The organism is Mycolicibacterium vinylchloridicum, assembly GCF_013404075.1.
Taxonomy (GTDB): domain Bacteria; phylum Actinomycetota; class Actinomycetes; order Mycobacteriales; family Mycobacteriaceae; genus Mycobacterium; species Mycobacterium vinylchloridicum.
This window is the reverse complement of record NZ_JACBJQ010000001.1, coordinates 241,916-267,425: the sequence shown is the minus strand read 5'-3', so window position 1 is coordinate 267,425 and position 25,510 is coordinate 241,916. Positions and strand designations below refer to the sequence as shown.

Genomic DNA, 25,510 nt, shown 5'->3' with positions numbered 1-25,510 from the left:
GTGGGGGCGTGCTCGACACCGTCGCCGTGGAGAACTACCGCTCACTGCGCAGGCTGGTCGTGCCGCTGGGCGGCTGCAATGTCGTCACCGGTCCCAACGGCTCCGGCAAGTCCAGCCTGTACCGGGCGCTGCGGCTGCTGGCCGACTCAGCGCGCAACGGCGCGGTCAATGCGCTGGCCCGTGAGGGCGGGCTGAGCTCGACGATGTGGGCGGGGCAGGGCGAGAAGGGTCCGGTGAGCCTCAAGCTCGGCTTCGCCGGTGAGGATTTCGGCTACGCCGTCGATTTCGGCATGCCTCAGGAGGGCAACACCGCCTTCAACCTGGACCCGCAGATCAAATCCGAGGCCGTGTGGGCCGGGCCGGTGCTGCGACCGTCGGCGCTGCTGGCGCAGCGGTCGGGTCCGGCGGTTCTGATCCGTGATGCCGACGACGGCTGGCGCACCGTGGCCACGCTGCGGCCCTTCGACAGCATGCTCAGCGAGCTTGCCGATCCGCAGGCGGCACCCGAGTTGCTGGCATTGCGCGAGCGGGTGCGGTCCTGGCGGTTCTACGACCATGTCCGCACCGACAGTGGCGCACCCGCACGCCGGCCCCAGATAGGCACCCGGACAATGGTTTTGAGCCATGACGGGGCCGACCTTGCGGCGGCACTGCAGACCATCGCCGAGGTCGGCGATGCCGGGGCACTCGCCGAGGCGGTCGACGACGCGTTTCCGGGCAGCCGGGTCGAGGTCCGCTGCAGCGACAGCCGCTTCGAGGTCACCCTGCGCCAGCCCGGGATGCTGCGGGCACTGACGGCGGCCGAACTGTCCGACGGCACGTTGCGCTATCTGCTATGGGTTGCCGCCTTGCTCACCCCGCGGCCGGCCGAGCTCACCGTGCTCAACGAGCCGGAGGCCAGCCTGCACCCCGACCTGCTGCCCGCACTCGCCGCGCTGATCGCCCGCTCCTCGGAGCGGTCCCAGGTCGTCGTCGTCACCCACGCCGCCGCGTTGGTCGAGGCGTTGCGCCGCCAACAGCGCGATGTCAACGCTGTCGAACTCGCCAAAGACGACGGCCGGACCGTCATCGTCGGCCAGGGACTCCTCGACGAGCCGTCCTGGCACTGGCCTGCACGGGGATGAGCACACCTATCCTTGGGCATCATGCGTGTGATGCTGGTCGGATCTGGTGAGCTGAGCCGCGAGCTGGTGCTGGCCTTTCAGCGGCTCGGTGCCGAGGTGGTCGCGGTCGATCGCTACGCCGACGCACCGGCCCATGACGTCGCTGACGAGGCCCTGGTGGTGACCATCACCGACCCCGACGAACTGACTGCCGCGATCACCAGGGTGGAACCGGCCTACGTCGTGGTCGACACCAACGAAGTGGCCATCGACGCGCTGCGGGCCGCCTCCGACGGTGGAACCACCCAGGTCGTACCCGGCGTCTACGCCACGCAGCTGAGCCTGGACCGGGAGGGGATGCGCAGGCTGGCCGCCGACGAATTGGGCCTGCCGACCGCACCGTTCTGGTTCGCCGGGTCCGTCGAGGAGCTGACCGCGGTCGCCGAGCACGCCGGGTTCCCGCTGGTGGTCAAGCCGGTGATCGGGGTGCCCGGCCAGGGACAGTCGGTGCTGCTGCGTCCCGACGACGTCGAGCCCGCCTGGCAGCGTGCCGTCGCGGCCGGCGGCCGGGTGCCGCACAACCGGGTCCTGGCCGAGACCGTCGTCGAGATCGACTACGCGGTCACCTTGCTCACGGTGCGCACCGACGGACCCGCGGGCCCGGCGCTGCACTTCTGCGAGCCGATCGGACATCGCCAAGTCGACGGCGGCGTCCTGGAGTCCTGGCAGCCGCAGCAGATGACGCTGGCGGCCCTCGGCGCGGCGAAGTCGGTGGCGGCGCGGATCGTGCGGGCGCTGGGCGGCCGGGGCGTGTTCGGGGTGGAGCTGCTGGTTCGCGGCGACGAGGTGTACTTCTCCGACGTCAGCGTGCGTCCGTACGACAGCGGGCTGGTCACGCTGCGCACCCAGCGGTTGTCCGAGTTCGAGCTGCACGCCCGGGCCGTCCTCGGCCTGCCGGTGGACACGATCATGATTTCGCCGGGGGCCGCCGAGGTCACCTACGGCAGCGCCGACGATGCCGCGATCACCCCGGAGATCGACCCCGTCGTGCTGGCCGAGGCCCTGGTGGTGCCGGAGAGTGACGTGCGGCTGCTGGGCCGCCACGACGGTTCGGCGCGGTCGCGGCTCGGAGTTGCGCTGGCCACCGGGTCCGACGTCACCACCGCCCGGGATCGGGTGCGACAGGTCTCCACGGCGCTGCACCGGGTGTGGCGGCCGTGACCGAACCTGAGCACGATCGCTCGAGCCCGATGCCCATTTTGATCGCGCTGGGGGTAGCCGTGCTGGTGCTCGCGGCGATCGGGGTCGCCTGGCTGTTCAGCAACAAGCCGATCAGTGAGGACGTCAGGGTCGGTCGTGCCGCCGTCGGCCAGAACGACGCCCTGCAGCGGGACGACTATGGGGACTTCCGCACGTACACCTGTGCCGCACAGCAGGGCACCGAAGCTGAAGTGCTTGCCGGCCAACAGAAATCAAGGACGGCACAGGGCGCCCGTTACGTCGACGACGTCACCGAGGTGAAGATCGACGGCGATAAGGCCACCGCTACCGTCGTCTACCACTTCGAGCGGTCGGCCGACAACAAGATCAAGGTGCCGATGACGTTCGTACGGGAGAAGGGGGACTGGACCGTCTGTTCGCCCGGTCCGGTCTAAGAGCCGCCCGGATTGATGTGGAAGACTCGGCCGGGTGAGCTACGCAGGAGATATCACCCCTGAGGCGAGCTGGAAGCTGCTCAACGAGAACCCCGACGCGGTCCTGGTGGACTGCCGCACCGACGCCGAATGGCGCTGGGTCGGGGTACCGGATCTGTCCAGCCTCGGCCGCAGCGTGGTGTTCGTGGAATGGAATCGCGGCAACGGGCAGCACAACGAGGATTTTGTGGCCGACCTGATCGCTGCCGGCGTCACTCCCGGCGAACGGCCCGTCGTCTTCCTCTGTCGCTCTGGAAATCGCTCCATTCCCGCGGCCGAGACCGCCACCGCCGCCGGAATTACGCCGTCCTACAACATGCTTGACGGTTTCGAGGGCCAACTCGACGAGAACGGCCACCGCGGCGTCAATGGCTGGCGGGCGCTGGGTCTGCCCTGGAAGCAGTCATGAGCGAACCTCAGGTTCCCTCGGTCCGGATTCCTGCCGAACTGCCCGACGGCGTGAGCCAGGCGACCATCGGGGTACGCGGCGGGCTGTTGCGGTCGGGCTTCGAAGAGACCGCCGAGGCGATGTACCTCACGTCCGGCTACGTGTACTCCTCGGCCGCCGAGGCCGAGAGGGCGTTCACCGGCGACATCGACCGCTACGTCTACTCCCGCTACGGCAACCCGACGATCTCGATGTTCGAGGAACGCCTGCGGTTGATCGAGGGCGCGCCTGCGGCGTTCGCGACGGCGTCGGGGATGGCGGCGGTGTTCACCTCGCTGGGCGCGCTGCTGGGCGCGGGGGATCGTCTGGTGGCCGCGCGCAGCCTGTTCGGCTCGTGCTTCGTGGTGTGCAACGAGATCCTGCCGCGCTGGGGTGTGGAGACCGTCTTCGTCGACGGAGAGGACCTCTCCCAGTGGGAGGAGGCGCTGAGCAAGCCCACGCAGGCGGTGTTCTTCGAAACCCCGTCCAACCCGATGCAGTCACTGGTCGACATCGCCGCGGTGTCCGAGATGGCACACGCCGCCGGCGCGAAAGTGGTGCTGGACAACGTCTTTGCCACTCCGCTGCTGCAGCAGGGCTTCCCGCTCGGTGTGGACGTGGTGGTGTACTCGGGCACCAAGCACATCGACGGCCAGGGCCGGGTGCTCGGCGGGGCGATCCTGGGCGACAAGGAGTACATCGACGGTGAGGTGCAGAAACTGATGCGCCACACCGGGCCTGCGCTGTCGGCATTCAACGCCTGGGTGTTGCTCAAAGGGCTGGAGACCATGTCGGTCCGGGTGGACTATTCGAACCGCTCTGCACAGCGCATCGCCGAATTCCTGGAGACGCAGGCAGGGGTGAACTGGGTGAGGTATCCGTTCCTGGAGTCCCATCCCCAGTACGACCTGGCCAAGCGGCAGATGCGCGGCGGCGGCACCGTGGTGACCTTCGAACTGGATGGCGGCAAAGACCGCGCGTTCGAGGTACTCGACAAGCTGCAGGTGATCGACATCTCCAACAATCTCGGTGACGCCAAATCGCTGATCACCCATCCGGCGACGACCACCCACCGCGCGATGGGGCCCGAGGGTCGCGCCTCGATCGGGCTCGGCGACGGGGTGGTGCGGATTTCGGTCGGGCTGGAAGGCACCGAGGATCTGATCGCCGACCTGGAACGCGCGCTGGGGTAGCGGTGTCGCGAAACTCCGACGCCAAGAAGGCCCGCCGCAAGAAGCGGCAGGTCAATCGGGATGCGCGCTGGCTGCCCGACGAGGTGGTTGGCACCCTCGACGATGTCGACGTCGAACTCGCACAGGCGGTCGAGACGTTCGACGAGTGGCTGACCTCCCGCGGCTGGACGTTTGACGCGGAGTTCTCCACCGAGACGTTGATCAGCTGGTTCTACGAGCCGTCGGCCGCCGCTGTCGTCGAGGGATACGAGCCGGTCACGCGGATCTGGATCACGGCGTCGGGAGAACAGGACGACTTCCCCGAGGGCGTCAAGGCGGTACTGGTCGGCACCGGTGGTGAGGGTGAGGGGATGCTCTACTCCATTGCCCCGGAAGTCCTGCTGTCCCATATGGATTCGGTCGAGGCCTACCGGCCGGGGGCCGCGATCCCGGTTCTGGGCTAGGACATCAGCAGAAGCGCAGCCGTCACGACCATGACGACGGCGGTGCCGCCATGGATGCCGAACGCCACGGACTTGGTGCCGCCGCTGCGGAGCACGATGACTGCGTCCGCGACCGGAATGATTGTGGCGGCCAACAGGACCCAGCTGAGTAGGTGTGTCGCCCCCGCGACCATCAGGACGATCACGATCAGCCCGGACGCGATATCGCGGATGCCCTTCACACTCAGATGGGCACCCTCGCCCGGCACCCCATAGCCTTCCGCGGCGGCGGCCGGCGCGAGGAGGAAGCGCGCACCGATGACGATGATGGCAGCGGCGATGAGCCCGGCGAGAACGTAGCCGATGGTGATGATCATTGGGAAAGCTCCTCGTATTTCAGGGGGCTGACTGAGATGGTGTGGACATCGGTGATGTCAGCTACGTCGAAGCCCGCCATGTCCGCGGCGAATTCCGGGCTGGCCATGATGCTCCGCGCGAGCTCGTCGGGGTCGACGTCCTCCGGGTAGCGGATCAGTGCGACGAGTCGCCGCGCGTCTCCGCGACATTCGGTCCACACGCCCTCGGTGCTGACCCCGAACTTCCGGAACGTCGCCAGGTGGCGGGCCCAGTGCACCGTCGCGTACTGCTGCAGGGCTTCGGCTGACCGAAGGGTGTAGATCCTGAGCTGCAACATCGTCAGATCGCCAGCGCTACGCAGAGGGCGGCCACCGCGAGGCCCTGCAACATCGCGCGGGCATTGATGATTCGGTCCCACTGTGCTTGCAGTGCACGCCCATTCGCCGGTGGGCGGCCGGTCTCGGCGGCCGAGGTGAGTCGGCGATTGATGGGTGCGCTCACCCGCGTGTAGAGCACGAGCCACACCAACAGCAGCACCACTGCCGCGCCGGCCGCTGTCGCCTGCGGCCAGTGTCCGGCCAGGGCGGCCGAGACCGCGGCCGCCGCGGAGGCCACCACCCCGATTGCCCCGGGAATGGGCATCCGCCGGTCCCCGTAGCGATGAACGTGGCCCATGACCGCGACCAGGGTGGGGTCGTCGATCAACGTCAGTGCCGGTCGCAGCACGATCGCGCAGAACACGTCGGTGCCGTAGACCACCGCAGTGCCGAGCACAGCGACCAGTGCGGCCGTCCGGGTGATGAGGTCCAGATTCATCTCGAGGCTCCTTGTGGGGCGGGTGTTAGCAACGCTAACCCGCGCGGAACTTGTTGGCAATAGCAGTGCTAGATTTTCTAGCCATGCTAGATTCGGGCATGGCCATCGATGACCGCCGCGCGCGCGACCGTGAGGCCCGGCGTCGGCTGATCGTCGCGACGGCCCGCGCTCTGGCCGAGAACGAAGGCTGGGATGCGGTCACCACCCGTCGGCTGTCCACCGAGATCGAGTACAGCCAGCCGGTGCTGTACAAGCACTTCGCGGGCATGGAACAGATCGCCGACGCGGTCGCGGTCGAGGGGTTCGGCGAGCTCACGGAAGCAATGAGGGCCGCCCAGAGCGGCTCCGGCTCAGCCGATGACGCACTGAGTCGAATTGCCCACGCCTACCTTGATTTCGCCCGCGACAACCCGGCGATGTACGACGCGATGTTCACCCGGGCGACCGGCCTCCGCTTCGCCACCGATGACACTCCGCCGCAGCTCGAGGATTCGTTCGCCGCGATGCGGCAGGCCGTCGACGCCGTCGCGGGCGATCGTGACGCCGACACGCTCACCGAGGTGTTCTGGGCTGCCTTGCACGGACTGGTCACTTTGGGCCGTGCCGGCCGGCTGCGCGACGACTACGACGATGATCGTATTCGATTGCTGGTCAGCGAATTCGCGACTCGGCGCTAGTCCTTGCCCGGGGTCTCCACCACGCCGGTGGCCGATTGCGCGCGCTTCTCATAGGCCGCTCGCGCGGCGGTGTCGAAGTCGAGGAACACCCGGTCGGTGCCCATCTTGTTGGACAGCCAGCGCCGGCCCCGCGGCGGCAGGAACATCACCGCAGCGGCCAGGAAGCGCGAATAGTTGGGCACCGAGATCGAGGTTGTCGGCTTGTCCAGGGCTTTGATGACCGCGGCGGCGATGTCCTCAGGCTGCACGGGCTTGGTGGCCGCGGTGGTGTGCGTGCCCGAGATCAGCTCGGTATTGGTGAATGTCGGCATGACACAACTGATGTGGACACCCTGCGGGGCGAACTCGTCGGCCAGCCCGGTCGTCAGCCCGACGACGGCGAATTTGGTTCCGGCATACAACGCTTGGCCGGGCACGGCCAGCATGCCGGCCATCGAGGCGATGTTGACGATGTGGCCGCCGCGGCGCTTGACCATCTCCGGCAGCACCAGCCGACAACCGGTGAGCACGCCGTAGAAGTTCACCTCGACGGCCGTGCGTACCGCCTGCTCGGAGTGATCGAGGAACGGACCGACGGGCATGACGCCGGCGTTGTTGATCAGCACGTCGATGTGGCCGCCCCCGTCTGCGCGGGCCTTGTCCAGGAACGTCGCGAACGATTCGGGGTCGCTGACGTCGAGCGGGTAACCCGAGACCGGTCCGAGCTTGCTCAGCTGAGCAACGGCCGACTCCTCCAGTGCGACGTCCCGGTCGCCGATCACCACGCGCGCGCCGCGCAGCAGCAGCGCCCGGGCGGTGGCGAACCCGATGCCCCGCGCAGCGCCGGTGATGGCGATGGTCTTGCCACGGATGTTGTCCATGGCCGGGAACTTTACAGGTGTCAAATTCTGGGCGAAAGGGTGTCGCGAGATCCGCTGTGTGCTGATGGCGTCGAGTGTGCGTGCAGGGCGGGATGTGGCCCGATTGGTCGCCGTGGGTGCACACTCGACGGCGTGAGTCCATTGCGGTTCGTCCCTGTTCAGCAGGATGACGAGCTGGCGCAACCGCTGCTCGCGGAGCTCGCCGTCGAGTACGCCACCCGCTACGACGGCACCGAGGAATTCGTGGCGAGGTGGCTGCGCAACCATCCGCCCGGCACATTCAGCCCGCCCGATGGCGGCATGCTTGTCGGGCTGGTCGAGGACCGACCGGTGACGGGTGGGGCCTTCTGCCGCTTCGATGACGACACCGCCGAACTCAAGCGGATCTGGACCGACAGCCGAAGCCGCCGCCGCGGGTTCGGCACGCAACTGCTCGCCGCGCTGGAGGCCGAGATCGCCGCGCGGGGCTACCGCCGGGTCTACCTGACGACCGGTAATCGCCAGCCCGAAGCCGAAGCGCTCTATGACAGCGCCGGCTACACGCGGCTTGACGAACCCCTGCCCAGTCAGGGCGAGGTGTTCCCGGTGGCGTTCGTCAAAGTGCTTTAGAAACAGTCGAATTCGCGACTCAGCGTGGCGTGGCCTGACGCGCGGCCTCGCGGATCGGCCCGACCCATAGGTCTCCATGCCCGGGAATCAGCACATCGGTTTCCAGCATCGCCAGCGCCGACAGACTCCGCACGCAACCTTGCTCGTCGTGGTTGAAGACGCCGTGCAGTAACTGCGGGCCCTCTCGCGAGGCCAGCGGATGGCCGGTGACCAGGGCGTCGCCGCTGACCAGCACTCCGTCGACGAGGTAGGAGCAGTGGCCGCCGGTGTGCCCCGGGGTCGGAACGGCCAGCGGCCGGCCGGGCAAGCGCTCGGCGACGTCCTCGGTGAGGGCGCCGGCCGTCGGGATGCCCGCGTGCACCAGCGCACCCTTGCCGACGATGTCCAGCGACCACTTCACCCAGCGCGGTCGCCAGGCGTGCAACATCAGGTCAACCGGTGAGGCCTGCTGGATGTATTCGCGCTTGGCGTGGCCTACCTCGTCGGCGTGGCAATAGACCGGAGTGCCGTGCTGCTCGGCGAACCAGATGGCCGAGCCGAAGTGGTCGACGTGGGCATGCGTCAACAGGATCGCGGTGACGTCGGACGGTCCGAAGCCGAGCTCCCGCAGCGACAATAGGACGTCATCACGTTGGCCGGGGAAACCGGCGTCGATAAGCATGACGCCGGCGTCGTCAGTGACGACGGTCCAGTTGACCAGCGGGGTTTGTGCCATGTGGACGTGGTCGGTGATCGCAGTGAGGGTCACGGCCATGCCGCGAGTTTAAAACGAGACTCCGGCTGACCACACTGCGCCGGAGGGGAGTAGAAACGAGAGCGTGGCTGAACTCAAACTGGGATACAAGGCGTCGGCGGAACAGTTCGCACCGCGTGAGTTGGTTGAACTGGCGGTGCTCGCCGAGGCGCACGGGATGGACAGCGCGACGGTCAGTGACCACTTCCAGCCGTGGCGTCACGAGGGTGGCCACGCGCCGTTCTCGCTTGCGTGGATGACGGCAGTGGGTGAGCGCACCAAGCGGCTGGTCTTGGGCACGTCGGTACTGACCCCCACCTTCCGCTACAACCCGGCCGTCATCGCACAGGCCTTTGCGACCATGGGGTGCCTGTATCCGGACCGCATCTTCCTCGGCATCGGTACGGGCGAAGCGCTCAATGAGATCGCCACCGGATACGAGGGCGAGTGGCCGGAATTCAAGGAGCGCTACGCCCGGCTGCGCGAGTCGGTGCGGTTGATGCGCGAACTGTGGCTGGGCGACCGGGTCGATTTCGAGGGCGAGTACTACAAGACCAAGGGCGCCTCGATCTACGACGTGCCCGAGGGTGGTATTCCGATCTACATTGCCGCGGGCGGACCGCAGGTGGCCAAGTACGCCGGCCGGGCGGGCGACGGCTTCATCTGCACCTCCGGCAAGGGTGAGGAGCTGTACAAGGACAAGCTCATTCCGGCCATGCGCGAGGGTGCCGAGGCCGCCGGGAAGAACCCAGACGACATCGACCGGATGATCGAGATCAAGATCTCCTACGACCCGGATCCGAAGCTCGCACTGGAGAACACGCGCTTCTGGGCGCCGTTGTCGCTGACCGCCGAGCAGAAGCACAGCATCGACGACCCGATCGAGATGGAGAAGGCCGCCGATGCGCTGCCGATCGAACAGGTGGCCAAGCGCTGGATCGTGGCATCAGATCCCGACGAGGCCGTCGCGAAGGTCAAAGATTACGTCGACTGGGGCTTGAACCACTTGGTGTTCCACGACCCGCGCCAAGATCAGCGCCGGTTCCTCGAGCTGTTCAAGAAGGATCTCGAACCGCGCCTGCGCAAGCTCGGCTAGGGCTGCGGCTGCCGCCGGGGTTGGGGCGATCCCGTCACCTCGTAGATGCGCCAACGGATTTGGCCGGTAGCGCCGACTGCGGCGAATACCAGTCGGCCGAATCCGGCGCCATCTGCCCACAGCGTCGGCCAATGCAGGTTCACCGCGTCCGGCGCATCGTTGAGCGCAGGATTGCTCACCAGGATGTAGCGAATGTGGTTGTCCCACGGCCGGCTGAGTGCGGCTGCGAAATCGTAGTCGCTGGTCACGACGAACTGCTTTGGGTCGTCGGAGTACAGCCAGATGCCCCAGCCGGCGAAGGTGTCCATCAACACCGAGCCATCGGGGAGGTGTTTGGCGTCCAGGTAGTCGGCGATCAAGCGATCGTCGGTGCGCAGCCGTCGGTACCACTGCTCGGCGGGTGGGTAGCGTTGCGGATCGAGGATCGACCGCCAGCCGAACTGCAGGTGCTGGTTGCCGATGTCGGGGTTGAGCATCGCCGTGGCGGTCACCGGGAAGACGAGTAGCGATGCACTCAGTAGCGCTGCGCCGAACTTGACTGCGGAGCCGGGCTTTTCGCTGTGCCTACCGTGATCCCGAGCGGGCGCCCAGCAGCACATGGCGATGACGATGACCATGGGTATCGCGAGAATGTAAAAGCGGAACCAGCCGAAGGTGGTGCCGGTGAACTGCCCCCACACGGCAAACGCGAGTACGGAGCCGAAGATCGCCACCGGCACAAGCGGATCCACCCGTCGGTTCTTGGCCGCCAGCCAACAGGCAAGGGCGACGGCGATCCCGCTCACCGGCTGCATGGCCAGCAACCGCGCCGCAATGACGAATGGTTCGTTGTTACCCGACTTGTCGGTGGTCATGCCGCGCAGAGCCGCTGTCGCGATCTGGCCGGCATTGCCGTATGTCGAGGACAGGGTGGCAAAGAGATCGCCGGTGGTGATCCAGCCGACCAACGCCCAGGACGTGAAGGCAACACCGATCGGGAAACCTACGATCAGAATGTTCAGAGCGGTTCGCTGCCAGAGCATCCGGCGGTCGGAGTAGGCGCGGTCGGCGAGGGTGATCAACGCGACGAGAGCTGCCGTGGCGGCGGCACTGAACGCGAACTCGTAGCGGGCGAGGTATCCGACGGCCAACGCGATCCCGACCCACGCCAGGTGGCCGACATCTCGGGAATTGACCCAGAGAAGCAAGTTCCGGGCCGCCCACAGCGTGCAGAAGATCTCGGCGGCCTCGCTCATGCCGGAGGCACCGTAGATGACGATCACGGGATTGGCAGCCAGTGCGATCGTCGCGACCCACCGCCATCCGGTGGGCAGACCACGATCGCCGGCGATCCGGCGCACCATCACGACCGCGGCGGCCATGAACAGCGAGCTCTGTATGACCGATGCCAAGCCGGCGGTTTTCAATTCCGGCCACCATCGGGCCAGGGGAAGCAGAGGAATCTCGGAGAGGCTGGGCAGCGGATTCCAGACGAAACCGATCGCCGACACGTGCGGATCCCGGCTCATGATGGCGTAGCCGGCGTTGGCGAGCCGGCTGGGTCCGTCAGGATCGAAGTAGTTGTAGCGCAGTATCATTACGGCGCCGACCGCGAAGTACACCGCCGAGCAGACGAGAAAGAGCGCTATCCCGGGGACGGGGCTCGGTTGGCGGCCTACCGGGGCGTTGTCCACCCTGGTCGGCACCCAACGGGTGAGCTCAGGTGCTGCCACGGCGTCGCCGGTACAGGAGGAGTCCAACTACGGCGAGCACAGCGACGCCGCACACTCCCGCCGTGAGCCATATCCACCAGCGCCAAGCCGGGCTCGCGACGGGTCGCGGGGCCATCGGGCCGCCCTCACGGACGGTGAGCGGCACAGTGACGTTCTTGGCGCCGGTGGCAATGACGTCACCGGACAGTGAGGACCATCGATTGTCTTGTGCCCGAACGTAATCGAAGCTTCGGTCGACCAGCGACCAGTCGGTGCTGCTGCTGATCGCCAGCACCGGGCGATTGTTGTCGGTGAACGCCTGGATCACGCCGAGCGGTCCGTCGAGATTCACCGCGGTGACCGGGTCGCCGTTGATGGTGACCGAATTCGTCTCACCGGGTGTGACCGGCGCCTTGAGGCCCGAGCGCGACAGCTGCTGCGGGTCGGCGACGACAAGGAGTGCCGAGCCCGACTTCACCGAGTCGGTCAGCGTGCGGACCACCGGACGCAGCGGGGTGTCGGTGCTCTGTCCCATCAGGTTGATCGCCTGCGCCGCATAACGAATCGACTCGGCATCGCCGAGTGCGACGCTGAACTCCGGGGTAAACGCCATCGGGAGCGCGGGGAATCCGCCACGATTCCCGGTGCCCGGTGTCACCGAGACCGTCGAAGCGGGGTCGAGGGCAAAGGTCAGCCGATCGCTGAGCGGGGCACAGTCCTGCTTCGGCGCGTACTGAATGTCAAGGGCCAGACCGGTTTGTGAAGAGATCACATCAGCAGGGATATCGGCGCTGATATCCAGATGGCCCGACGAATCCAGGGTGTGCGACGCGAGTTGGGTCGAACCGCTGCGCAACACGACCGATCCGCTGCCGGCGGCGATCGGGGTGTAGCGGGCGATCAGGTGTAGTTGCGCGCCCTGGATGGCCCCCACACCGAACGCGGTGGCGTCGAAGGCCGTGTACAGCGTCGCGGTGCCGAGTACCGACGTCTGCTGCGTCATGCCGAGCTGACCGAACGTGAGGATGTTGGTGGACGGCTCCATCGAGTCGATGACCGTGTTGACTGTCGCAGCGCCACTCTGGGCCAGGTCGATTCGGCGATCGGTGAACAGTGCGACCTGGTTCTGCAGGGTGTTGTCCTGGCCGGAGATCACCAGCGCGGCGTCCGGGGTGCCCGGGTCGCGGACTGTGAGACCTGGTTTCGGATCTCGGCGAATCTCGATCAGGCGGCTGTCGGTGGGATCCACCGGCGTGGCCTGCTCGGCAGTGTCGATATCGACACGCACCGGCATGGGCCGATACAGCGAACTGAGTTTGGCGTCCAGGGACAGGGCCGCCTGCTGGACGTCCTTGGGCGCATTGGGGCCGACCCACAGTACGAACCGGGACAGATAGCCGGGCCGGAAATCCGAGACGGCGGTCGGTGCCGGTGATTGGCCAACGAACGTCGTTGCCAGTTGGCTCAAGGTCACCGACGGCGGCACCGCGCAGCTGTTGCCGGGCGGGTTGTCGTCGCGCAATACGAAGCTCAGCTTCACGGTGCCGTTGGTGACCAACGCCTGCGAGGTGTCGATCGCAAACGGTGCGACGGATGTGCCTGCCGGGATGAGAATCTCGCCGAGCACGATCCCGCGGGAGTCGGCCACGTCGACTCGTCCGCTCGCGACATTGACCACCGAACCGATCTGGCCGGTCACCACAGACCCGGACATCTCAGGTGGCAAGGGCATTTCGACCTCGTTGGGCATGGTCGATCCGACCAGCACGATCTTGTCGGCGAGTCCCAGTTGCCGCCAGCTGACGGGAGGCCGCTCGACGGCGGGATCGACGGGAGTCTGGGCCGCGACCTCGATCGCGGGAGGCTCGGCCGCGGGGATCTCGGCAGCGGCCGGGTCGGCAGGGGCGGGCTCGGTCGACGGGTCGGGTTCGGCGATGGCCGGCGCGATGAGCGGCGCGGTCAGTGCGCACAGCGCCAACAGCACGATCGGGGTGTAGCGGAGTTTCATGGAGTCCTCAATGCCTGACGCCCGAGTGGGGCATGGTGCTCAAACCGTGGACGGTCTTCTCCCAGAAGAACGGCCGGAAGATCAACTGGTACACAGCCTTCATCGATGCGACTGCCTGAAGGACCCAGTAGCCCGGCGCCAGGAGCGCGGGCCACCAGTGGTGCGGTTTGCCGATCGCCTGGGCCAACAGGAACCCGGTGTACATCGAGAACGGTGTGCCGATCAGGAACAGCACAAGGCTGACGTAGTAGGTGAACGGCGGGAAGAAGACGTTGACGAAGTCGGGCCGCCCGGCTATCCATGCCACCACCAGCCCACCGAACACCAGGTTGAGCAGGTTGGCGATCGGGATGCCGCCGGTCATGTTGATCAGCCGCAGCGTTGCCTTGGTGCCGATCTCCCGGCGCAGCTGCAGCGGCCTGCGGAGGTGGACGATCATCGTCTGGAGATAGCCCTTGTACCATCTGGATCGCTGCCGGACCCAGTTCACGACATTGGAATTGGCTTCCTCGAGGGTGAGCGAGTCGAGGATCTGCGTGCGGTACCCGTGCCTCGCCAGACGGACGCCGAGGTCGGCGTCCTCGGTCACGTTGAACTCGTCCCAACCGCCCACTTCGAACCACACGCGGGTCGGAATGTGGTTGCTTGTTCCGCCGAGTGGGACGACGCAGCGGGCGCGTTCGACCGCGGGCAGCACCACACCGAACCACTGGTCGTACTCGAGTGAGAACCAGCGGGTGAGCAGATTCTGCGTTTCGTTGAAGTAGCCGAGTCGACCTTGCAGACAGCCGATATCGCTGGCGGCGCGGCGGAACGCGACCACCGCACGGCGCAGTTGCAGGGGCTCGGGAATGTCCTCCGCGTCGTAGATCGTAACGTATTCGCCACGCAGGTCCGGCAGGGACATCCCGTAGTTGCATGCCTTGGGTTTGGTCTTGGGCAGGCTGTGCGGAACGATGACCACGCGCAGGCCTGGAACCGAAAAACCAGCCAGCGCTTGACGTGTCGCGGGGTCGTCCTCTTCGATGAGCAGAAGCAACTCGAGCCGGTCGGCGGGATACTCGAGCCTGCCGACACCCTTCACCAGGTTGGTGACGATCGCGGGCTCGTCGTAGACGGGCATGAGCACGGTGTAGTACGGGAGCTCGTCGTCGGGGATCGCACGCGCCTCTTCGTCGGTGATCCTGATCAATGGCGGGCTGCGTAAACCGCTGAGCATCAGGTAAGCGCGGTCGATGGTCGACCAGAGGTACAGCGCGGCAACGATTGCCGTCACCACCGCGATCGTCACCGACGGGAACATGATCACCAGGGCGACAACCGGACTCAACAGCGCGGCCGCGATCAGGATCGACCTTGGCCCCAGGGCGGTACGGGCCGAAAGGTGCGCGGGCAGTAGTCGTTCGGCGGTGGTCACTGTGGGGCCCCCGCGGTGAGGATCTGGCCGGCGACAGCGTTGGTCGCGGCGAGCACCGGGGGCGGCACCGAGTCAGTGGGATCCGGCTGCTGGCGGGCCAGCCAGAACAACGGATCGATCAGTGAGTTGCGCAGCGTGAGGGGGCGCGGCGAGGGTGGTTGGCCAGGGACGACACCCTGATCCATGATGATCGTCACCCGCTGATATCCGTTGGGCACCTCCCAGATCCACGTCAACAGGTACCAATCGCTGGACTGGTTCGGCCGCGTGATGCTGGCCCCGCCGCTCTGCAGGGACACCGCGGACACGGGCGCGGACAATGAAACCGGTCGATAGTTGGTCGGGGCCGGTGACGGATACCAGATCGCCGACGAGTAGTCGCGCAGCCGGGCCAGGCTGGGCGCTGAGATCACGTCGATGGCCAGTCCGTTCACTTCCCGTCCGGGCGGCAGCTGGTAGCGCGTCAGCGTACTTCCCGGTCCGACGAAGCGGGAGATGAAGCCGAACCGCTCCACCGGCCGCAGGCCCAGCTGGGTCGTCCAATTACCGTGAGCGATGGGCACATCCGGAGCCTTGGGAGCGTGCAGCGATGTCGACAGCAGTGCGAGCGAGATGACGATGAGGGTCGGATACGACCAGCCCCGCCGGTGTGGGAAGTGAGTTCGCAGCTGCGGGAATCGCTGCGTGCCGGTGACGTGGGCGGCGTGGTGCACGACGAATATCGTGAGCAGCGGCAGCACCCCGGCGATGACCATCATCCGCGCCAGGAGGCTGTCGGTGAGATAGCCGGTGAGCGGAACCAGCGCGACTGCCACGGCGAAGTTCAGCCCGGTCGCCAGCAGCCGCCAGCGCCAGCTGGCGACCCGTGCCGAGAAGTAGACGGCCACCGCGCCGAACGCGGCCGCGACGAACGCCGCGTCCTCGTCGGACCCGCCCAGCTGCGCCGTCAGCAGCAGGTAGGTCATGACGGGGGCGGTCAACACCACGTAGGCCCACACCGTCCACATCCGGATGACGTGGCGTACGGAGAAAACCACCATGGCGGCTCCAGCGGCCCACAGGGCGGGGCGAAGGTTGTCCACCCGCCACAGTGCCGCCAGGGTGGGCAGCCGCTGCGTGAAAAGCGATATCGCGAGGAAGCCGCCACCGCACACCAGGATCGCCACGATCCAGTCCGTCTCGGCGTCGGAGACACCGCGCGGTGGGCGGGTGTAGCCGGCGACGACGAGTGCGGCCAGCAGCGGCAGCATCAGTGTGTACGCGCTCAGTGAGCCGGCAGCGGCATCGCTGAACCCGTTGACGGCGGGCACGACGTAGGCGATCGCCGCCAGGGCGAGAACCAAGACGATCCGTGCCCACAGTTCCCGGCGAGTGACGACGTAGGACAAGCCCGTACCCCGGCGCGCAGCGGCGGGCGCGACGGCGGTTGCGGAAATCGGCGCTGTCTCGGGATCGTCCGACAGGTGGTGTCGGACAGCGTCGTGGGCTACGCGACCGCCAGTGAGATCTGCGTGATTAATCACACCGCTTCCTTCGCCCCGAAGAGTTTGCGCAATCCCCTGGCAGAATTTGAGTGCAGCGCGTCCGAACTCCAGTCGGCGTGCTCAATGCACCAATCGCCTCGCAAAGCATACAAATCCGCCGCCGTTTTTGCAGCCCTCGGCGCATTTTTCGTAATTTGCCATATCTGCATGTCTGTGAATGGGTCTTAATTGACTCCTGAGTAATTTCGCTGAACGTTCCGAAACGGCCGGGTGTGAGCGAGGCGTCGATGAGGTATCCGGCTGACGCGACGTCAGCGGTTACGGAAAGCTGTTGGGGTGACCGCCGCCCGCACCACGTCGATCTACATCGCGTCGCCCGAGGGTGACACCGGTAAGTCCACCGTCGCGCTCGGGATTCTGCACCGGCTGACCGCGATGGTGCCTAGGGCGGGGGTGTTCCGGCCGATCACCCGTCGGGAGAACCGCGACTACATCCTGGAGTTGTTGCTGGCGCACAGTAATGCCGGCCTGACATACGAAGAGTGCGTCGGGGTGACATATCAGCGATTGCACGCTGATCCCGATGGCGCGATCGCCGACATCGTCGATCGCTATCACGAAGTCGCCGCGCGCTGCGATGCGGTCGTGATCGTCGGATCGGACTACACCGACGTTGCTACGCCCACCGAGCTGAGCGTCAACGCCCGCATCGCGGCGAACCTCGGTGCGCCGGTGGTCCTGTCGGTGCGTGCGCGCGACCGTACCCCGAGGGAGGTCGCCGAGGTCGTCGAGCTGTGCCTGGTGGAGCTGGCCGCTCAGCACGCCCACACCGCCGCCGTCGTGGCCAACCGCGCCGATCCGGCCGAGCTCCACGCGGTGGCGCAGGCCTGCGCGGACCTCGGGCCGCGCGTCTACGTCATCCCCGAGGAGCCGCTCCTGGTAGCACCGACCGTCGGGGATCTGAGCCATGCCGTCGACGGTGTGCTGGTGCACGGTGACTCCTCGTTGCTCGGCCGCGAAGTGATGGGAATCCTGGTGGCAGGCATGACGGCCGAGCACTGTCTGGAACGACTGACCGAGGGCGTCGCCGTCATCACGCCGGGTGACCGCTCCGACGTGGTGCTGGCCGTCACCAGCGCCCATGCCGCAAAAGGCTTCCCGTCGCTGTCGGCGGTCATCCTCAACGGCGGGCTGCCGCTGCACCGATCGATCGCAGAATTGGTGACCGGGCTGGGCCTGCGGCTGCCGATCATCGCCACCGACCTCGGCACGTTCGAGACGGCCAGCGCGGTCGCGGGCACCAGGGGACGGGTCACCGCGGCCGCACACCGCAAGGTCGACACCGCGATATCGCTGATGGAGCGCTACGTCGACATCGACGACTTGCAGAACCGGCTCAGTCTGCCGATCCCGACGGTGACCACACCGCAGATGTTCACCTTTCAGCTGATGGAGCGGGCACGGGCCGACCGCAAGCGGATCGTCCTGCCCGAGGGCGACGACGACCGTATCCTGCATGCGGCGGGTCGGTTGTTGCTCCGCGGCGTCGCCGATCTGACGATTCTGGGCGAGGAGGAACAAGTCCGTTCCCGCGCAGCCGAACTGAGTGTTGACCTGAGCAAGGCAACTGTGCTGAACCCGGGTACAAGCGAGCTCTGCGACAAGTTCGCCGCCCAGTATGCCGAGCTTCGCAAGAAGAAGGGCGTGACGCTGGAGCAGGCACGTGAGATCATGCACGACGTGTCGTATTTCGGAACAATGTTGGTGCACAACGGCATTGTCGACGGCATGGTGTCCGGTGCCGCGCACACCACGGCGCACACGGTGCGGCCGGCATTCGAGATCATCAAGACCCGACCCGACGTGTCGACGGTGTCCAGCATCTTCCTGATGTGCCTGGCCGATCGCGTTCTGGCCTACGGCGACTGCGCGATCGTGCCCGACCCGACCGCCGAAGAACTGGCGGACATCGCCATCAGCTCTGCGCGGACCGCCGCACAGTTCGGCATCGATCCCCGGGTTGCGATGCTGTCCTACTCGACGGGTACCTCGGGCAGCGGCAGCGGGGTCGAAAAGGTGCGGACCGCAACTGATTTAGTGCGCGAAAGAGCGCCAGAACTGTTGGTGGAAGGGCCGATCCAGTACGACGCCGCCGTCGACCCGACCGTCGCCGCGGCCAAGATGCCGGGCTCTGCGGTGGCCGGCCGCGCAACCGTGCTGATCTTCCCGGATCTCAACACCGGCAACAACACCTACAAGGCCGTGCAGCGCAGCGCCGGCGCCATCGCGATCGGCCCGGTGCTACAGGGCCTCAACAAGCCCGTCAACGACCTGTCCCGCGGGGCGCTCGTGGAGGACATCGTCAATACCGTCGCGATCACCGCGATCCAGGCTCAGGCGATGTGATGACCGATACCGTCCTGGTACTCAATTCCGGATCGTCGTCGCTGAAGTATCAACTGCTGGTGCCTGATACCGCCACATCGCTCGCGCACGGGATTGTCGAGCGCATTGGCGAGGAGACCTCGGTTGCGACGCTGCAGTCCGGTGCTCGCGAGATCCGGCGGGAAGGCCGGATCGCCGACCACGAGGCTGCCCTCCGGGTGGCGTTCGACTTGTTCGCCGAGGCCGGCCAGGATCTGAATGACATGGGACTGGTCGCCGTCGGCCACCGGGTGGTCCACGGCGGCGAAGACCTCTACCGGCCCACGATCGTCGACGATGCGCTGATCGCCAAACTGCGGGAGCTCGCACCACTGGCGCCGCTGCACAATCCGGCTGCGGTGCTGGGTATCGAGGTAGCGTGTCGGGTCCTGCCCGATCTGCCGCACGTCGCGGTATTCGACACCGCTTTCTTCCACAATCTGCCCGCGGCGGCGGCGACCTACGCGATCGATCGAGATCTGGCCAGTCGGTGGCAGATTCGCCGGTACGGGTTTCATGGCACCTCGCATCAGTATGTGAGTCAGCACGCTGCCCAGTTCCTCGGCGCCCCAATCGAATCGCTGAACCAGATTGTGCTTCATCTGGGCAACGGCGCCTCGGCGTCGGCGATCGCCGGCGGGCGCCCGGTCGACACTTCGATGGGCCTCACCCCGATGGAGGGCCTGGTGATGGGTACCCGCAGCGGCGACGTCGACCCTGGCGTCCTCGTATACCTCTGGCGCACCGCCAATATGGATGTCGAGGCGATCGAGACCATGCTCAACCGGCACTCCGGAATGTACGGTCTGGGTGGCGAGATCGACTTCCGCGTCCTGCACCGGCGGATCGAGTCGGGTGACGAGGCGGCGCAATTGGCCTACGACGTGTACATCCACCGGCTGCGGAAGTACATCGGTGCCTACTTGGCCATTCTCGGACACACCGATGTGGTGACCTTCACTGCCGGTGTGGGCGAGAACGACGCGCGCGTGCGCCGCGATGCGCTGAGCGGCCTTGCGCCGCTGGGCATCGAAATCGACGAGCACCTCAACGACAGCCCGGCCAGGGGAGCACGACGGATCTCGGCGGACAAATCACCGACGACAGTGCTGGTGATCCCGACGAACGAGGAACTGGCGATCGCGCAGGCCTGCCTGACAGTGGTCTAGGTCCGTAGCTGCACGCTATGTGGCACCGGGCATCGGGATCGGATGTACGCCCGGTGTGCCGATTTTGCCGGCCAGCCATGGCAAGGCATCGGCGAACGCGTAACCGGCCCCTTGGAAATCGTGGGATGCGTGGGTATTCACGACCGCACATTCGATGCCGTAGTTGCTCACCAGCGAACACAGGGTATGGGCGATGTCGGCGTGGTCCTCTGAATTGGTATCCCAGTCGGACGGGGGCGTCGGGGGAGCGCCGGAGTGCACGCCGGGCCGGTACTCGGCGGACGTGTCCGATGACACGGCGAACCATGCGGACATGCCGGTGTACGGGCCGTGGCGGACTATCGCGGATTTGGGATCAAAGGCTTCCCATGCCGCGACGTCGCCGCCGAACAGTCGCGCGATGGTCTGCTCCCGGGTCCCGGCATTGGGTCCCAGCTGCCCGTCGATGTCGACGATCGCGCTGAACACCTCGGGGTACAGCACGCCCAGCATCAGGGCACACGTGCCACCCGACGACCACCCGGCCACCCCCCAGTTCTCCGGCTCGGGGCTCACGCCGAAGGTCGAGATCACGAACGGCACAACGTCTTTGACTAGATGATCTGCGGCATTCCCGCGGGTGCCGTTGACACACTCGGTGTCATTGCTGAATGTTCCACCGACGTCGGGAAAGACCATCACCGGGGCGTTTCCGTGGTGCCGTGCGGTGAAGTCGTCGAGAGTCACGAGCGCATCGGCCGAACGGAGCCAGTCGTCGGGGCGGCCGAATTCCCCGCCGAACATCATCACGGCCGGCAGAGCGGGCGGCGGCGAGGTCGCGAACCATGCCGGTGGCAGGTACACATATTCCTGCCGGTGGGAAAACCCCGATGCCGCATCGGGAGTCGTCACCTTGACCACAACACCTTCGGTCGGCCTGACTCCGCGCCGCTGCATGTCGGCCAGGGTCTCCTGGTCGATCCAGCGCGGCGGTTCGGTCCCGCTGAGCCGTTCCCAGGCCGACTGCACCGTGGGGAAGTAACCGACCCAGACGTTGACCGCCAATGCCGTACACAGCAGACACAGTGGAACGGCAACCAGCGCCGAACTTCTGCGTGTCCATCCGGTGCCCGGCCAGCCGGCGGCCAGGACGACGACGGCGGCCCCGAAGCCGACGATCCACACCCAGAACATCGCTGGGGCCGGATCCTGAGACAACCCCTGATATTCGATGAACCAGAACGTCAACGCCGCACAAGCGCCACCGAAAATGGCCGCGACAGGGAGCCAGATTCGCAGCCAACGTGACGATCTGCGCCCGACGGCCACCAGCAAAGCTGCCGCCGCGAGGATCTGGATTGCGATCAATAGCCAGCCATGCGTCAAGTTCACGATGGACGGCCTACGCAATCATTGGGCGCTGGAACGGAATTGACCCGTTGGTTCATCCAGTCCAGCGCTTCGGGCATGTCGAGCTGGTCCGGCGCATCACCCGGCAGGCGCCGGATGGTGATGACATCGCCCATCTTGCAGGCGCGGTCGAGCGCGGCATCGGTCCACGCCGCCGGAACCAGCGGATCGTTGTCCCCGTAGATCACCAGCATCGGAGCCTGGGCGGGCCCCTGCGGAAGGCTGCTCTTCTTCAAGAAGCCGCGCAGGGTCGCCGCCGCCGCGGGAGAGTGGGGACGCAGGTCGTCGGGCGTGATCTGACCGGCGATCGTTGCCCGCTCGGCAGCGCCGGCCGCGTCACAGGCCAGCAGCGCGTCCCATTGCTGCGCGACGATTCCGCCGCGGTAGTCGTCGAGGTTGAAATCGTCGAAGTAGGAATTCTTCACGCCGGCGAGAAATGCTTGGAGCGCGAGTTGTTGTTGAGGGTTGAGAGTGCCGGCCTCGGCCAGGTCGGCCAGCCCGGTGATGTCGGCTGCAGGCGAAATCGCGACGGATCCCAGCAGCGTCAGATTCTGGCCCTGATTGGCCATCAGCTCGTTGGCCGCCCACGCGGCCTGGCCGCCCTGGCCGATGCCCAGCGCGAGAAAGGAGGTGGAGGCCGGGGTGACAGCTCGCTCGATCAGCTGACGGGCGGCGCGAACCGAATCGATCAGGTTGTAGCCGACTGTCGTCGAGTCGAGGTAGGGATGATAGATGTCCCGACCCGGTCGATCCTGGATCTTGTCCAGGCTGCCCAATGCCTGGTAATCCGACATCACCACCGGATAGCCCGCCTGCAGCAGCTGCTGCAGAACGGCAGGCGAATCGAGCAGAGGTGATGTCGAGGGTCCACAGCCGGGCTGGGTCCCCGTCGCGGCATGTCCGAACGCGACGATCCGCCACCCTCCTTGCGGGGGGCTGCCCTTGGGCGCTAACAGGATTCCCGTGACGTGGGTGGTGCTGTCATTGATCCCCGATCGGGACGCGTAGGTGAAGCGCTGAGCCCACCCGACGGCCGATTGCAGCGACGGATCGAGATCGGTTGCCGCATCGCTGGCGATCACATCGCCGTAGTTCTCCGACGGACCGTCCTCTTTCACCGGGGGCCGATCCGGGCGACCACTGCAGCCGACGCTGATCAGGGCGACGATCATCACTATCGAGACTGCTTTCGCGGCGGGCATTCGTCGCACAAAGTTGGATGCTAGTCACTACAGGACTGTTGCACCGGGGCTTTGCGACGCGTCAGTGGCCGATAGGGGCGATCAGCGCGGCGGCCGCGGATCGTGGGGATCGTCGGGGTCGGGATCCCCGAACCAGCGCGACGGTGTGTGCTCGGGGTAGTTGTCGTGCCAACTCCACCACTCGTAGGGCTTGCTCTGGGGATAGCCGTCCGGTGAGTCCTCCCAGACCTCTTGGCGCCCCAGTGCGGTCATGTCGAGGAAATGCCATGTGTTGACGAAGATCTCGTCGCCGCGACTGTCGATGAAGTAGGTGCGATAGATCTGGTCGCCGTCGCGGACGAAGGCGTTGGTGCCGTGCCACTGGTCGACGCCGAAGTCGACGTCGAAGGCGCTGCCGGGGTGCGGCAGCATCGTGTACCAGGGGATGTCCCAGCCCATGCCGGCCTTGATCCGCTGAATGTCGACCTGTGGTCCGCGTGAGGCGTACACCAGCGTGGTGTCACGGGCGTTGAGGTGCGCAAGATTGCCGATGTGGTCGGCCATCAATGAACATCCGACGCAACCGTGGTCGGGCCAGCCATGCACGCCGGGGTCCAGGAAGGCGCGGTAGACAATGAGCTGGCGCCGGCCGTCGAACAGGTCGAGCAGGTTCACCGTGCCGTCCGGGCCGTCGAACTCATAGGTCTTGTCGACCGGCGTCCAGGGCATTCGCCGGCGCAGCGCGGCCATTGCGTCGCGGGCCCGGGTCAGCTCTTTCTCCTTGACGAGCAGTTGCCGGCGGGCAGTGTCCCACTCGTCTGCCGAGACGATGTCGGGCGTATTCATTGGTGCTCCTTCCGAGTCATTCAACAAATGAGTTGAATATTTGACTCCAGGGAACCAGGCGGGCCGTCTATAGTCAACAAGATGGTTGAAGATCAGGTTCTGGATCGTGCCTACGCCGCGTTGGCTGATCCGACCCGTCGACATCTGATCGAAACGCTGCGCGGCGGCGACGCGCGGATCACCGACCTGGCCGCACCACTGCCGATGACGTTCGCCGGAGTGTCGCGCCATATCGGAGTGCTGGAATCGGCCGGGCTCATCCAGCGTGAGGTGCGCGGCCGCGAACATTGGGTGTCGCTGCGGCCGGAAGGGCTTGGTGAGGCACAGCATTGGATCGACGAACAGACTCGATTCTGGTCGGTACGTGCCGATGCGCTGGCGGCCCGACTGCGCAGCAAGAAGGGAAAGGGCCGATGAGCCAGACGGTGACCGTTCTCGTCCAGCGCGTCATGCCTGCTACGCCGGCAGAGGTGTTCGACGAATGGCTCGACCCAGAATCACTGAAGGAGTGGATGTGTCCGCATCCGGTGCAGGTTGTCGATGTCGCCGTCGAAGCCCGGGTCGGCGGCACCGTGCGATTCGACGTCGAAGATTCCGGCACGCGGGTGCTCATCAGCGGGCAATTCCTGGCCATCGAGCGTCCGGATCTGCTGAGGTTCACCTGGAGCAACTCCAACTGGGAAGACCCGACACAGGCCAGCATCGTCAATGTGACGTTCGAGTCGGCAGGTGAGGGTCAGACGTTGATGTCGATCGAGCATTCCCTGCTGCCGCCAAGTGAATTCGAGTCCTTCCACACCGGTTGGATCGTCACCTTCGGCCAACTCGCAGCGCGATTCGGCTAGTCGAGTGTGTACGCAGGGCGGGATTTTCTGCGGATCGGCGCCGTAGGTACACACTCGGCGCCGTGAGTGCACAGTCGATGACGCCCAGCTGTGGATAGCCGAACGCACGGTGCCGGATCACGTGGCAACCTGCAGCGGTGTGGGACTGTGGCCAGCCCTTCGTCGGCAGTGAGGCGCTCGCGCAAGGCCTGCTGAACCGGCATCAGTTACGTACCCGGTATCGCGCCGTACTTCCTGACGTCTACGTAACCCGGGACAGCCAAGCGCCGCTTCAGGACCGGATCGCTGCCGCGTGGCTGTGGTCTCACGGCCAGGCCACCATCGCCGGGCTCGCTGCTGCGGCTGTGCATGGCACGAAATGGATTTCGGACGATACACCCGTTGAGTTGTTCCACGCCAACTCGCGGCCACCGAGGGGCGTGATAACCCGACGGGTCCAATTGCACAGCGACGAGGCGCAGTTGATCGAAGGCCGACACGTGACGACCCCGGCCAGAACGGCCTTCGACCTGGGTCGGCGCGGCAGCGTATCGTCTGCCGTCGCCCGGCTCGATGCCCTTGCCAGGGCCACGAGGTTCAGCGTCGAGGATGTGCAGGCCGTTGCCGCGGGCCACCCTGGTGCCCGCGGTCTGCGCAATCTGGAATCCGTGTTGGAACTCGTCGACCGCGGAGCGGAGTCACCGCAGGAGTCTTACCTGCGACTGGTCCTGATTCGTGGTGGCCTGCCAAGACCGCAGACGCAGGTGCCGGTGTATGCCGATGACGGTCTCGTCGTTGCATATCTGGATATGGGCTGGCCGGAGTTGATGGTCGGCGTCGAATACGACGGCGACCACCACCGGACGGACCGTCGACAGTACCTACGCGATATCTGACGTTGGGACTTGGTCGAAGACCTCGGCTGGCACCTGTTGCGAGTCGTGAAGGAGGATCACCCGGCGGACATTTTGCGCAGGGCGCGAGGCGCGATCGCCAAGCGCGAATCGACTATGCGCTAGGCGCACAGTCGATCCCAAGCTAGCCGGCGTGGTGGATGCCGAACTGGACGAGCAGCCGACGTCGGCGCTTT

The 25,510-nt window shown here is 66.2% G+C and carries 25 protein-coding genes and 1 pseudogene; 14 read left to right on the top strand and 12 right to left on the bottom strand.

Going from position 1 to position 25,510, the window contains the following annotated elements; all coding sequences use genetic code 11:
• Nucleotides 1–8: 8 nt before the first annotated feature.
• From HPC46_RS01375 to HPC46_RS01350, 6 genes are read left to right on the top strand one after another with little or no spacing between them, the layout of a single operon-like run.
• On the top strand, nt 9–1,124 hold the full coding sequence (locus tag HPC46_RS01375; protein ID WP_179466406.1) for an AAA family ATPase: 1,116 nt from the start codon (nt 9–11) through the stop codon (nt 1,122–1,124).
• 21 nt (nt 1,125–1,145) lie between these two features.
• On the top strand, nt 1,146–2,324 hold the full coding sequence (gene purT / locus HPC46_RS01370) for a formate-dependent phosphoribosylglycinamide formyltransferase (protein WP_179466405.1): 1,179 nt from the start codon (nt 1,146–1,148) through the stop codon (nt 2,322–2,324).
• Nucleotides 2,325–2,353: 29 nt separating this feature from the next.
• On the top strand, nt 2,354–2,758 hold the full coding sequence (locus HPC46_RS01365; RefSeq protein WP_218893524.1) for an Rv0361 family membrane protein: 405 nt from the start codon (nt 2,354–2,356) through the stop codon (nt 2,756–2,758).
• 34 nt (nt 2,759–2,792) lie between these two features.
• Entirely contained in the window at nt 2,793–3,206 is a 414-nt protein-coding gene (locus HPC46_RS01360) for a rhodanese-like domain-containing protein (protein WP_179466403.1), read from the top strand.
• Nucleotides 3,203–4,417 (top strand): O-succinylhomoserine sulfhydrylase, encoded by a 1,215-nt coding sequence (locus HPC46_RS01355; protein ID WP_179466402.1) that lies wholly within the window; start codon nt 3,203–3,205, stop codon nt 4,415–4,417. The genes HPC46_RS01360 and HPC46_RS01355 overlap by 4 nt, the downstream gene beginning before the upstream one ends.
• 2 nt (nt 4,418–4,419) lie before the next feature.
• Nucleotides 4,420–4,860 carry a hypothetical protein gene (locus HPC46_RS01350; RefSeq protein ID WP_179466401.1) on the top strand — a complete coding sequence of 147 codons (441 nt, stop codon included), beginning with the start codon at nt 4,420–4,422 and terminating at the stop codon, nt 4,858–4,860.
• On the opposite strand, the gene HPC46_RS01345 is transcribed toward HPC46_RS01350, so the two are convergent.
• Genes HPC46_RS01345 through HPC46_RS01335 form a run of 3 tightly spaced genes read right to left on the bottom strand, consistent with a single transcriptional unit; the run spans nt 4,857 to nt 6,012 of the window.
• Nucleotides 4,857–5,216: a DUF4267 domain-containing protein gene (locus tag HPC46_RS01345; RefSeq protein WP_179466400.1), complete on the bottom strand. Its 360-nt coding sequence runs from the start codon at nt 5,214–5,216 to the stop codon at nt 4,857–4,859. The two genes, HPC46_RS01350 and HPC46_RS01345, sit on opposite strands and share 4 nt — an antisense overlap.
• Entirely contained in the window at nt 5,213–5,533 is a 321-nt protein-coding gene (locus tag HPC46_RS01340) for an NIPSNAP domain-containing protein (protein WP_179466399.1), read from the bottom strand. Before HPC46_RS01340 ends, HPC46_RS01345 begins: the two co-directional genes overlap by 4 nt.
• A 2-nt stretch (nt 5,534–5,535) precedes the next feature.
• Nucleotides 5,536–6,012 carry a DUF1772 domain-containing protein gene (locus tag HPC46_RS01335; protein WP_179466398.1) on the bottom strand — a complete coding sequence of 159 codons (477 nt, stop codon included), beginning with the start codon at nt 6,010–6,012 and terminating at the stop codon, nt 5,536–5,538.
• A 98-nt stretch (nt 6,013–6,110) separates the two neighbouring features.
• On the opposite strand from HPC46_RS01335, the gene HPC46_RS01330 reads away from it, so the two are divergent.
• Complete coding sequence (locus tag HPC46_RS01330; RefSeq protein ID WP_179466397.1) at nt 6,111–6,689, top strand: TetR/AcrR family transcriptional regulator; 579 nt, start codon at nt 6,111–6,113, stop codon at nt 6,687–6,689.
• On the opposite strand, the gene HPC46_RS01325 is transcribed toward HPC46_RS01330, so the two are convergent.
• Complete coding sequence (locus HPC46_RS01325) at nt 6,686–7,549, bottom strand: SDR family oxidoreductase (RefSeq protein WP_179466396.1); 864 nt, start codon at nt 7,547–7,549, stop codon at nt 6,686–6,688. The two genes, HPC46_RS01330 and HPC46_RS01325, sit on opposite strands and share 4 nt — an antisense overlap.
• A 132-nt stretch (nt 7,550–7,681) precedes the next feature.
• Here HPC46_RS01325 and HPC46_RS01320 point away from each other — a divergent pair, with 132 nt between their 5' ends.
• Nucleotides 7,682–8,158: a GNAT family N-acetyltransferase gene (locus HPC46_RS01320; protein ID WP_179466395.1), complete on the top strand. Its 477-nt coding sequence runs from the start codon at nt 7,682–7,684 to the stop codon at nt 8,156–8,158.
• Between the two features lie 19 nt (nt 8,159–8,177).
• Here HPC46_RS01320 and HPC46_RS01315 read toward each other — a convergent pair whose 3' ends face one another.
• On the bottom strand, nt 8,178–8,912 hold the full coding sequence (locus HPC46_RS01315) for an MBL fold metallo-hydrolase (RefSeq protein WP_179466394.1): 735 nt from the start codon (nt 8,910–8,912) through the stop codon (nt 8,178–8,180).
• A gap of 64 nt (nt 8,913–8,976) precedes the next feature.
• Between HPC46_RS01315 and fgd the strand changes: the two genes are divergently transcribed.
• A complete protein-coding gene (fgd, locus tag HPC46_RS01310; protein WP_179466393.1) occupies nt 8,977–9,987 on the top strand; it encodes a glucose-6-phosphate dehydrogenase (coenzyme-F420) in 1,011 nt (336 codons plus the stop codon).
• Here fgd and HPC46_RS01305 read toward each other — a convergent pair.
• The 4 genes from HPC46_RS01305 to HPC46_RS01290 are packed head-to-tail and all read right to left on the bottom strand — an operon-like array spanning nt 9,984 to nt 16,626.
• Nucleotides 9,984–11,699, bottom strand: a complete 1,716-nt coding sequence (locus tag HPC46_RS01305; protein ID WP_325096530.1) for a hypothetical protein — start codon at nt 11,697–11,699, stop codon at nt 9,984–9,986. The genes fgd and HPC46_RS01305 overlap by 4 nt on opposite strands.
• The gene (locus tag HPC46_RS01300; RefSeq protein WP_179466392.1) at nt 11,686–13,686 is read right to left on the bottom strand and encodes a hypothetical protein; all 2,001 of its coding nucleotides are present in this window, start codon (nt 13,684–13,686) and stop codon (nt 11,686–11,688) included. Before HPC46_RS01300 ends, HPC46_RS01305 begins: the two co-directional genes overlap by 14 nt.
• Nucleotides 13,687–13,693: 7 nt before the next feature.
• Nucleotides 13,694–15,103 (bottom strand): glycosyltransferase family 2 protein, encoded by a 1,410-nt coding sequence (locus tag HPC46_RS01295; RefSeq protein ID WP_325096529.1) that lies wholly within the window; start codon nt 15,101–15,103, stop codon nt 13,694–13,696.
• Entirely contained in the window at nt 15,100–16,626 is a 1,527-nt protein-coding gene (locus tag HPC46_RS01290; protein ID WP_179466391.1) for a hypothetical protein, read from the bottom strand. The genes HPC46_RS01295 and HPC46_RS01290 overlap by 4 nt, the downstream gene beginning before the upstream one ends.
• 297 nt (nt 16,627–16,923) lie before the next feature.
• On the opposite strand from HPC46_RS01290, the gene pta reads away from it, so the two are divergent.
• Nucleotides 16,924–18,993: a phosphate acetyltransferase gene (pta, locus tag HPC46_RS01285; RefSeq protein ID WP_179466390.1), complete on the top strand. Its 2,070-nt coding sequence runs from the start codon at nt 16,924–16,926 to the stop codon at nt 18,991–18,993.
• Nucleotides 18,993–20,180, top strand: a complete 1,188-nt coding sequence (locus HPC46_RS01280) for an acetate kinase (protein WP_179466389.1) — start codon at nt 18,993–18,995, stop codon at nt 20,178–20,180. The genes pta and HPC46_RS01280 overlap by 1 nt, the downstream gene beginning before the upstream one ends.
• A gap of 15 nt (nt 20,181–20,195) precedes the next feature.
• On the opposite strand, the gene HPC46_RS01275 is transcribed toward HPC46_RS01280, so the two are convergent.
• From HPC46_RS01275 to HPC46_RS01265, 3 genes are all read right to left on the bottom strand, one after another.
• Nucleotides 20,196–21,551, bottom strand: coding sequence for an alpha/beta hydrolase (locus HPC46_RS01275; protein WP_325096528.1), 1,356 nt, complete (start codon nt 21,549–21,551; stop codon nt 20,196–20,198).
• The gene (locus tag HPC46_RS01270) at nt 21,548–22,741 is read right to left on the bottom strand and encodes a lipase family protein (RefSeq protein ID WP_179466387.1); all 1,194 of its coding nucleotides are present in this window, start codon (nt 22,739–22,741) and stop codon (nt 21,548–21,550) included. Before HPC46_RS01270 ends, HPC46_RS01275 begins: the two co-directional genes overlap by 4 nt.
• A 111-nt stretch (nt 22,742–22,852) precedes the next feature.
• Entirely contained in the window at nt 22,853–23,596 is a 744-nt protein-coding gene (locus HPC46_RS01265; protein ID WP_179466386.1) for a DUF899 domain-containing protein, read from the bottom strand.
• 81 nt (nt 23,597–23,677) lie between these two features.
• Here HPC46_RS01265 and HPC46_RS01260 point away from each other — a divergent pair, with 81 nt between their 5' ends.
• From HPC46_RS01260 to HPC46_RS01250, 3 genes and pseudogenes are all read left to right on the top strand, one after another.
• Nucleotides 23,678–24,013 (top strand): ArsR/SmtB family transcription factor, encoded by a 336-nt coding sequence (locus HPC46_RS01260; RefSeq protein ID WP_179466385.1) that lies wholly within the window; start codon nt 23,678–23,680, stop codon nt 24,011–24,013.
• Nucleotides 24,010–24,441 carry an SRPBCC family protein gene (locus HPC46_RS01255; RefSeq protein WP_179466384.1) on the top strand — a complete coding sequence of 144 codons (432 nt, stop codon included), beginning with the start codon at nt 24,010–24,012 and terminating at the stop codon, nt 24,439–24,441. Before HPC46_RS01260 ends, HPC46_RS01255 begins: the two co-directional genes overlap by 4 nt.
• A gap of 137 nt (nt 24,442–24,578) precedes the next feature.
• Nucleotides 24,579–25,439, top strand: a pseudogene (locus HPC46_RS01250) (endonuclease domain-containing protein).
• Nucleotides 25,440–25,510 lie beyond the last annotated feature (71 nt).